Here is a 9,313-nt window from a genome sequence, read left to right as displayed (position 1 = left end):
TATAAATTTGGAAATCGAAAATTCTGGGCAACCGGATATTACGTTAGTACGGTAGGGCTGAATGCGCAAACCATACAGAAATATATCCGGGAACAGGATAAGATGGATCAAATGGAAGATTCGTTATTCAGTAAAGAATACGAAGACCCTTTTAAGGGTAGCAAGTAGTCATACCACTGCGGCTTGAACAAAGTGAAAGCCAGCGTCATTTAGGCGCTGGCCTGTGTTGGGCCCTTATAGGGCTAAGCGAACCACCCCTTGAAGGGGTGGAAGCGATTTTATTATGTTTTACAATTTTATTTCCCTGTCTTTAGTTCGGTCCAGCAACGGTCATACAACTCGATGGCGTCGCCTACGTCCGCCGTCCATTCGGAGTTCCCGATGTAATCTTTGGCGGTTTTCAGGATAGGATCGTTTTTGAATTCTTCACTGTGATACGGGGCTGCTGCCAGGTTCGGGTCGTTATAACCGATGTATTCATAGTTTTTGGCGCTTACTTTGGGATCATACAGATAGTTGATGAATTCCTGGGCCAGGGCTTTGTTTTTGGCGCCTTTGGGGATGGCGAAGCAGTCGGCCCAGATGCCGGTGCCTTCTTTGGGGACCACGAAGCCGATATTTTTGTTTTCCTTGAAGCTGAAGTAAGCGTCGCCGCTCCACATGGTGCCGATCCAGGCTTCTTCCGCGATAAATTTCTGTTTGATGGTATCCGTATCGTAAGCCAGGATGTTGGGAGCCAGGGCTTTCAGGTCTTTCATGCATTCTGCCAGGTGGTTTTTATCCACGCTGTTCAGGGAATGCCCGTGCATCTTCATGGCGAAGCTGATAACTTCACGTACGTCGTTCAGCAGTACCACGCGGCCCTTATAAGCCGGGTTCCACAGGTCCCGCCAGGAAGTAGGCGGCGTTTTCACGTACTTTTTATTATAAGCGATGCCCGTGATGCCCCAGGAATAGACAACGGAATGGGTTCCGGTGGGATCATAGGCAGGCGCCTGTAAGTCTTTAATGAGGTTTTTCGTATTGGGAATCTTGCTCATGTCCAGTTCTTCGAGCAGGTTGAGCTTCAACATGGTGGTTATCATGTAGTCACTGGGCTGGATCACGTCATAGCGTGCTCCGCCAGCCTGAATTTTAGCCAGAAGTTCTTCGTTGTTGGCAAATACGTCATAGTTAATCTTGCAGTTGAATTTTTTTTCGAAATCCGCCAGAACTTCAGGGTCAAAATTGTCAGCCCAGCTGAACAGGTTGAGTACTTGCTTTCCTTCCGCATTCTTTGAAGGTTCGGCCGGCTTTGCGGGTTCTTCTTTTTTCGCAGGTTCCGCGGGTTTCTCCGCCTTCTTTTCCGGTCCGCCGCAGGCTGTCAGCAAAAGTACCAAAAAACAGAACAACAGAACAAGAATTTTTTTCATTTTATAAAAACTCCTCCTTTTCTCCATACTGGCAGCCGGAACTGCACCACCAGTAAGCCAGTTTGCAATACTGTCGCAGACATATTATACCATATTTATTGATTCTGTGCATATTTTTCTTACAGGGAGAAAAAACAGCTCCGGAATTGTCCTTTTAGGAGCAACGTTGTAACTTAAAAAGTAACAACTGAAAACTTATTCGCTGTCCATTTGGAAGGAATGGAAGTTCCGGTCTGCATTATTTCAACAAAAAAGAACAGCTCCGGTTGTTTTCTTCTGAGGGGTCCCCGTCGAATTGTGTCGGGACAAGCCGCAAGCTTGCTTGCGGGCGCGTCAGCGATGCAATTCGGGGGAGAGAAGAAAATAACCGGAGCGTAATTATGTAATTATATACTCGGAGCTATTACTTGCCTGTCTTCAGTTCAGTCCAGAACTTATCATACATGGTGATGGCGTTTCCGATATCATGCAGCCATTCGCCTTTGTCGGCCTTGGCGGCGGCATCTTTCAGAATCGGGTTTTCCACGATTTCTTTTTTCTGCATGGGGATGGCCGCTGCGTTGGCGTTGGGCAGTTTCATGTAATCAAAGTTGCGGGCGCTGACTTTCGGATCATAAATGTAGTTCAGGAACTTCATAGCCAGTTCTTTGTTTTTGGCGCCTTTGGGGATGGCCATGTTGTCAGCCCAGATCAGGGTGCCTTCCTTGGGTACGCAGAAGGCGATGTTGGAGTTGTCGAAATTGCAGAAAGAGGCATCGCCGCTCCACATATGGGCGATCCAGGCTTCTTCCGCGATCATCTTCTGTTTGTTGTTTTCGGTATCATAAGCCAGTACGTTGGCATTCAGTTTCTTCAGATCGTTGAAGGCCGCTTCCACGTCCTTCGGGTCTGTGCTGTTGTTGGATTTGCCCATCTTCTTCAGGGCCAGGCTGAATACTTCCCGGTTGTCGTTCAACAGGATGATGTGCCCTTTGTATTCGGGTTTCCACAGGTCAGCCCAGCTGGTGATGGGGTCTTTCACGTATTTCTTATTATAAGCAATGCCGGTGATGCCCCAAACATAGGGAATGGCGAATTCCAGTTTCTGGTCATAGGCGGGATGTTTCAGGCTTTCGATCAGGTTGGGCTGTACGTTGGGCAGTTTGCTGTGGTCCAGTTTCTCCAGCATGTTCAGCTGGATCATGGTGGTGACCATGTAGTCGGAAGGCTGGATGATATCAAACTGGGCGCCGCCGGCCTGCATCTTGGCCAGCAGTTCTTCGTTGTTGGAGTATACGTCGTAATTGACGCGGCAGTTGTTGGCCTTTTCAAATTCTGCCAGTACCTGGGGATCGAAATAGTCGGCCCAGCTGTAAATATTCAGTACCTGCTGTTCTTTTTTGGGCGCGTCTTTCGGCGCTTCGGCTTTCTTTTCGCCGCCACCGCCGCAGCCTGCCAGGGCAAAGGTGAAGCATACAACCAGTAAGAGCATCAGAGTCAGTTTTTTCAAATCGTATCAACCTCTTTTCTTTCACATTTATGAATATGGTTTTAAAAAATTTCAATGCAACGAATTACAGTTTTGGGTTCACTTCAGTAAAACATACTTCCGGGGATCGTGTCGTCTGTACAGGTAAAACTCATTTCACAGCATCCCTCCTTCAGTTTGAAAATGAACAGTTTCAATCTTCCGCTTTCGCCTTGTGGCTGGGCTGCAGGAATTCCGCCAGCAGCACCAGGATGATCTCTACCACCATCATTAACGTGGACAGGGCGTTGATTTCCGGGGAAATACCGCGCTTGACCATGGCGTAGATGTACAGCGGCAGCGTAGTGGAGTTGGGCCCCGCCACGAAGAAGCTGATGACGAAATCGTCGATGGAGAGGGTAAAGGCAATGAGGGCCCCGGCTACGATGCCAGGCATGATAAGGGGCAATGTTACGTAGCGGAAGCACTGCCAGGGAGTGGCATACAGATCGCTGGCCGCCTGTTCGTAGTCGCTGCGCATGCCGTCCAGACGGGCGCCTACCGTGATGACTACGAAAGAGAGACAGAAAGTGATATGAGCCAGGATCAGGGAGCCTTTGCCCAGGGGCATATGCACCTGAGAGAATAATACTAACAGGGACAGGCCCATGACGATTTCCGGAATGAGTATGGGAAGATAGACCAGGCCGTTGATGACGCTCTGCAGCTTGAATTTGTACCGGTGCAGGGCGATGGCGGCGATGGTGCCTAAGGTAGTGGACACGATGGTGGAGGAAAAACCGATGATCAGGGTGTTGATCAGGGCTTCCAGCACCCGGCGGTTATTGAAGAGCTGCTCATACCACCGGAAGGTGAACCCGGTCCACACCGCGTTGATGCGGGAATCGTTGAAGGAGTACATGGCCAGGATGACCAGGGGTACGTACAGAAATGCCAGAATGGCCAGGGAGTAGGCCAGCAGCACATGACTACGCCATGTTTTTTGCATTTTCGGCACCTCCGTTCTGCGCCTGGATGGCACGGTAATAGAGGATGATCAGAAGCAGCGACAATGCCGCCAGCACGATGGACAGGGCCGAACCGAAGGGCCAGTCGCGGGCGGAGAGGAACTGGTTCTGGATCAGGTTGCCTACCAGGGCGGATTTGGCGCCCCCCATCACATCGGGGACGACGAACATGCCCAGGGAGGAGATGAAGACCAGGATGGTGCCTGCGGCCACGCCGGGCATGGTCAGGGGCAGGGTAATCTTCCGGAAGGCGGTGAAGGGAGCGGCTCCCAGATCGGAAGCGGCTTCCAGCAGCCGGCGGTCCAGCTGTTCGATGGAAACGTAGATGGGCAGGATCATGAAGGGCAGCAGGGAATAAATCATGCCCAGCATTACGGCGCCTTCATTATATAACAGCTGCAGGGGCTGTTCGATAAAACCTGCCTTCATTAAAAATGTGTTCAATACGCCCTGGGCCCGCAGGATGATGACCCATGCGTAAGAGCGGATCAGGAAATTGATCCAGAAGGGGATCATGCAGAGAATTAGTCCCGGCTGCTGCCAGCGTTTGGGCAACTGGGCGATATAGTAGGCCAACGGGTAACCCATCAGGATAGTCACCACCGTAGTGACCAGGGCTACCAGCAGTGTCTGTGCAAAGATGGAAAGATATAAGGGCTCCAGAAAACGCAGGTAGTTGTTGATGTTCCAGTTAAAAACCACCTGACCGTAAGGGGTACGGGCGGCAAAGGACACAGCGACTACGATGAGCATGGGAACGATGAAGAAAATCCCCAGCCACAGCATTGAAGGAGCAATCAGTAATTTACCGTTCTTCATGGCTCCGCCTTTCTATTCTTTTTCCACTTTTACGCCGTCGCGGTCGTACCACCAGATGCCCACCCGGTCATCGGCCTGCCAGCGGTGCACGTCATCAAAATACTGGTAGGCGATGACGGTCTGGTTCGTGTTGTCAAGACGGATAAAGACTTTGTCGATGGTGCCGTAGAAGACGATATCCACCACGGTACCGAAGAATTTCGGCTCAGGATGGTCCGCGCCCTCTTCGTCTTCCGGACAGAGGTTCAGCTTTTCCGGACGCAGGGCATAGGTGTCGCTGCCGATGTCGAAGAAGTTGCTTTCACCGATGAAGCGTGCTACAAATGTATTTTTGGGATGATGGTAGATGCCGTTGGGATCCCCGTCCTGCTGGATGACGCCGTCGTGCATGATGACGATGCGGTCGCTCATGGTAAGGGCTTCTTCCTGGTCGTGGGTTACGAATACAAAGGTGAGACCCAGGCCCCGCTGCAGGTTCTTCAGTTCCAGCTGGAGTTTTTTCCGCAGCTGGTAGTCCAGGGCACCCAGGGGTTCGTCCAGCAACAATACTTTGGGGCTGTTCACCAGAGCCCGGGCGATGGCTACGCGCTGCTGCTGTCCGCCGGACATCTGGGAGGGGTAACGGTCCCGGAATTGTTCCAGCTGTGTCAGATACAGAACCTGGTTGATGCGTTCCTGCGCTTCATCGTTAGGCACACCCTGCATCTTCAGTCCGAAATGGATGTTCTCCGTTACGGTCATATGGGGAAATAAGGCATAGTTCTGGAAAACCATGTTGACATTGCGTTTATAAGGCGGCAGTTTGGTAATATCTTTACCGTCCAGGATCACCTTGCCGGTAGTAGGCGTTTCCAGACCCGCGATCATGCGCAGCAGTGTGGTTTTGCCGCATCCGGAGGGCCCCAGCAGAGTTACAAACTCGCCGTCGTTGATGGTAAGGTCTAACGTAGGGATGATAAGATGCTCGCCAAACTTTTTGGTAATCCCTTCCAAACGGATTAATTCATTCATTGCGATCACAACCTTTCCTGAGAAACCGCTGTAGGGCGGTTTCTGCTAAGTAATAGTCAGGGCTTTGCGGAAATGTTTCGTCATCTGTTCCGCATTCCCCGGGCAGGAAAGCCATTTGGAAATTGAAATTTCGGGCAGGCTGACCCAATTTAATTCTTTTAATTTATTGTACTTGCATTATACATGCAAAAGTCTGAGATTACAATGTTTTTTTTGCAAAAAAAATATTTTTTTAAAATTGTTGCCAACCCGCATGTCTGATAGGGTCGGCAAGGGGTCGGATTTTGAAAAAACGAAACTTTTCCCAAAGCCCTTTTTATACAGTTTTGTTTTACATTTACCATGTATTATGCTATAATATTTTTGAAAAAAGTGTTGCAATATTTAAATGGTTTGCGGTATTTAGTAAAAAACATTTCATGACTCTGTCAGTGCAGCTTTTGGGACTGCATTGTAATATATCAAAGGAAAAATGAAATTATGCAAGGAGGAAGATTATCATGGGACTGATTGAACAATCTATGATTCCGCTGAACAAGGCCATTGAGGCGATGAAGCTGGATCCGGGCGCGGCTGCTATCATTGCGGTACCGGAAAAAACCACGGAAGTCCATATCCCGGTGAAGATGGATAATGGCAAAGTCCAGGTGTTTACGGGTTACCGCTGCCAGCACAGCACCATTATGGGACCGGCCAAGGGCGGCGTGCGGTACCATACGGCAGTCAATATGGACGAAGTGAAGACCCTGGCGTTCTGGATGACCTGCAAGTGCGCAGTAGCAGGACTTCCCTACGGCGGCGGCAAGGGCGGCATCATCGTGGATGTGACCAAACTGTCGGAACGGGAACTGGAAGCCCTTACCCGCGGCTACATCGATAAGATTGCCGGTGTTATCGGCGAGAAGAAAGATATTCCGGCTCCGGACATGAACACCAATGCCAAGATCATGGGCTGGATGATGGATGAATACAGCAAGATTACTGGTCAGTACGAACCCGGTTTCATCACCGGCAAGGACATTTCCGTAGGCGGTTCCCTGGGACGTGCGGCAGCTACTGGCCGCGGCGTGGTGACGGCTGCGCTGGAAGCCCTGAAAGTAAAAGGCATGAAAGTAAAAGGCGCTACCGCGGCAGTACAGGGATTCGGCAATGTAGGCAGCTGGACCGCCAAACTGGCTTTTGACGAAGGCATGAAGATCGTGGCCATTTCCGACGTATTCGGCGCTGTTTTTAATAAAAAAGGCATCGATCCTTACAAACTGGCGGAATACACTGCCACCAGCAAAGGGCACAGCGTAGTAGGCTATCCCGATGCGGATCCCATTGACAAGGAACTGGTGCTGGAACAGAAAGTTGACGTGCTGTTCCCCTGCGCTATGGAGAATCAGATTACCAAAGCCAATGCCAAAAAAATCAAAGCAACCATCATCTGCGAAGGTGCCAACGGACCTACCACTCCGGAAGCAGATGAGATTCTGGACAAGAAGGGTATCTTTGTGGTTCCCGATATCCTGGCCAACGGCGGCGGCGTAACAGTTTCCTACTTTGAATGGGTACAGAACCTGTACCGCTTCTACTGGTCGGAAGAAGAAGTGAAGAACCGTCAGATTGACATGATGGTGAAAGCCTTCAAAGAAGTGCATGACCTGACCCTGGAGTACAAGGTGTCCATGCGCGTAGCCGCATATATTGCGGCATTAAAACGTCTGGCCGTGGCCATGAAGTTCAGAGGAATGTACTAAGAGTTATAAAATATCTCCCAAAAAACCTGCGCTTTGCGCAGGTTTTTTATTTGACACTGTTTTCCCCAAGTGATAAAATTTTTAATATATGAATATGAAAGAGGGGTATTTACTATGGAATACAAATTTGCATCACGCATGGACCGGATGAAGGCGTCTGAAATCCGTGAATTACTGAAACTGACTGCCAGGCCGGAGATTATTTCCTTTGCCGGCGGTCTGCCTGCCCCGGAACTGTTCCCGGTAAAAGAAATTGCCCAGGTTTCCCATGACCTGGTATTAAAAGAAGGCCAGAAGCTGCTGCAGTACGCTACCACGGAAGGCCGTCCCACTCTGCGGGAAAAAATCGCGAAACGCATGACGGAAAAATACGGTACCCCGGTCGATATGAACGACATTCTTATCACTACCGGTTCCCAGCAGTGTCTGGATTTTGCCGGCAAGCTGTTCCTGGACCCCGGCGACGTGGTGCTGTGCGAAAGTCCGTCCTACCTGGGCGCGCTGAATGCGTTCAATGCTTACCAGCCCGTATTTAAGGAAGTTCCCACTGACGGGGAAGGCATCATTCCGGAAGAGCTGGATAAGATTCTGGCTACCACCCCGAAATGCAAGTTCATCTATGTAATTCCCGACTTCCAGAATCCTACCGGCATCTGTTGGAGCCTGGAACGCCGCAAAAAATTCATTGAAGTCATCAACAAGTATGACCTGCCGGTATTCGAAGACAATCCCTACGGTGAACTGCGTTACAGAGGCGAAAGCTTCCCCACCCTGAAGTCCATGGACACGAAAGGCCTGGTTTCTTTCCTGGGCACCTTCTCCAAGATCTTCTGCCCGGGCCTGCGTTTAGGCTGGATCGCCGGTCCTCATACGATCGTTGAAAAATTTGTCATGATCAAACAGAGCGCCGACCTGCACACTTCCAACTTTGACCAGGGCGTGGCCGATGCCTACATGGATACTTATGATCTGGATGCCCATGTGAAGGAAATCGTGGAACTGTACGGTCATCGCCGCGACCTGATTCTGAAAACCATGGAAGAAGAATTCCCGGAAGGCGTGGAATTCACCCGTCCTGACGGCGGCCTGTTCCTGTGGGTGACGGTTCCGGAAGGGGTCAGCGCCCGCAAGGTATTTGACAAATGCATCGAGCAGAAAGTTGCGGCCGTAATCGGTGATGCCTTCTATCCCAACGACAAGACTGACCGCAGCTTGCGTGTCAATTACTCCTGCATGCCTGACGATAAGATCGTGGAAGGCGTAAAACGTATGGCCAGAGCCATTAAAGAGTGTATGTAAGCTGAACGGACAGGAACGGTTCTGTCTGATTCTGCAGTTTTTACCGGGTATACTGCTTTCCTGTAATGAAATGAAACAGGTACATGTACAGAAGAGAAAGAGGTTGACGTTATGCCTTTTATGATCGTAAGTGCTATTGTTGCTGTATTGGTTGCCATTCTGGCTGTCCAGAACTCCATGATGGTGGATCTGACACTCTTTATGTGGAGTTTTCAGCTGAACCTGGTGCTGGTGGTGCTGCTCTCCGTCATCTGCGGCCTGTTGCTGGGGATCGTCTGGGGTATTACCGTCAAAACGCGCAGCATGTGGCAGACCCGCAAGCTGAACGAACAGATTGCCCTGCTGGAAGACGACAAACGCATTTTACGTGATAAGGTGGAGCAGCTGATGAAGGCCCAGGGCGGCGTAATGGATCCGGCTGATACTACAACCACCCCCACGGCAGAGGCCACAGTGAAGCCGGCATCTGCGGCAGGTCCGCTCAATGCCTTTATGAAAAGATAAAAGAGTCCCTATTTTGATAGTCTCAACTTAATACAGAGATGCAAAGATTAT

The 9,313-nt window shown here is 50.3% G+C and carries 8 protein-coding genes and 1 pseudogene; 4 read left to right on the top strand and 5 right to left on the bottom strand.

The annotated features are described in order from the left end of the window. Nucleotides 1-168 (top strand): annotated as a pseudogene (locus BM159_RS06685) (IS200/IS605 family transposase); the annotation flags it as partial. Between the two features lie 128 nt (nucleotides 169-296). Here the strand turns inward: BM159_RS06685 and BM159_RS06680 are convergent. From BM159_RS06680 to BM159_RS06660, 5 genes are all read right to left on the bottom strand, one after another. Continuing rightward, the gene (locus BM159_RS06680; protein WP_093913473.1) at nucleotides 297-1,412 is read right to left on the bottom strand and encodes a polyamine ABC transporter substrate-binding protein; all 1,116 of its coding nucleotides are present in this window, start codon (nucleotides 1,410-1,412) and stop codon (nucleotides 297-299) included. A gap of 403 nt (nucleotides 1,413-1,815) precedes the next feature. Further along, on the bottom strand, nucleotides 1,816-2,883 hold the full coding sequence (locus BM159_RS06675; protein WP_425443220.1) for a polyamine ABC transporter substrate-binding protein: 1,068 nt from the start codon (nucleotides 2,881-2,883) through the stop codon (nucleotides 1,816-1,818). Nucleotides 2,884-3,073: 190 nt separating this feature from the next. Then, nucleotides 3,074-3,868 carry an ABC transporter permease gene (locus BM159_RS06670; RefSeq protein WP_093913471.1) on the bottom strand — a complete coding sequence of 265 codons (795 nt, stop codon included), beginning with the start codon at nucleotides 3,866-3,868 and terminating at the stop codon, nucleotides 3,074-3,076. After that, nucleotides 3,849-4,706 (bottom strand): ABC transporter permease, encoded by an 858-nt coding sequence (locus BM159_RS06665; RefSeq protein ID WP_093913470.1) that lies wholly within the window; start codon nucleotides 4,704-4,706, stop codon nucleotides 3,849-3,851. The genes BM159_RS06670 and BM159_RS06665 overlap by 20 nt, the downstream gene beginning before the upstream one ends. Before the next feature lie 12 nt (nucleotides 4,707-4,718). Further along, nucleotides 4,719-5,717 (bottom strand): ABC transporter ATP-binding protein, encoded by a 999-nt coding sequence (locus BM159_RS06660; protein ID WP_093913469.1) that lies wholly within the window; start codon nucleotides 5,715-5,717, stop codon nucleotides 4,719-4,721. Between the two features lie 500 nt (nucleotides 5,718-6,217). On the opposite strand from BM159_RS06660, the gene BM159_RS06655 reads away from it, so the two are divergent. The 3 genes from BM159_RS06655 (at nucleotide 6,218) to BM159_RS06645 (ending at nucleotide 9,262) form a co-directional block, all read left to right on the top strand. Next, a complete protein-coding gene (locus tag BM159_RS06655; RefSeq protein ID WP_093913468.1) occupies nucleotides 6,218-7,459 on the top strand; it encodes a Glu/Leu/Phe/Val family dehydrogenase in 1,242 nt (413 codons plus the stop codon). A gap of 114 nt (nucleotides 7,460-7,573) precedes the next feature. Next, on the top strand, nucleotides 7,574-8,758 hold the full coding sequence (locus BM159_RS06650; protein WP_093913467.1) for an aminotransferase-like domain-containing protein: 1,185 nt from the start codon (nucleotides 7,574-7,576) through the stop codon (nucleotides 8,756-8,758). Nucleotides 8,759-8,869: 111 nt separating this feature from the next. Continuing rightward, nucleotides 8,870-9,262, top strand: a complete 393-nt coding sequence (locus BM159_RS06645; protein WP_093913466.1) for a lipopolysaccharide assembly protein LapA domain-containing protein — start codon at nucleotides 8,870-8,872, stop codon at nucleotides 9,260-9,262. Nucleotides 9,263-9,313: the final 51 nt, after the last annotated feature.

Origin of the sequence: Succiniclasticum ruminis DSM 9236, from assembly GCF_900112895.1 — a bacterium.
Lineage (GTDB): Bacteria > Bacillota > Negativicutes > Acidaminococcales > Acidaminococcaceae > Succiniclasticum > Succiniclasticum ruminis.
The sequence above is the reverse complement of the archived record's forward strand: the minus strand, read 5'-3'. Positions and strand labels throughout refer to the sequence as shown.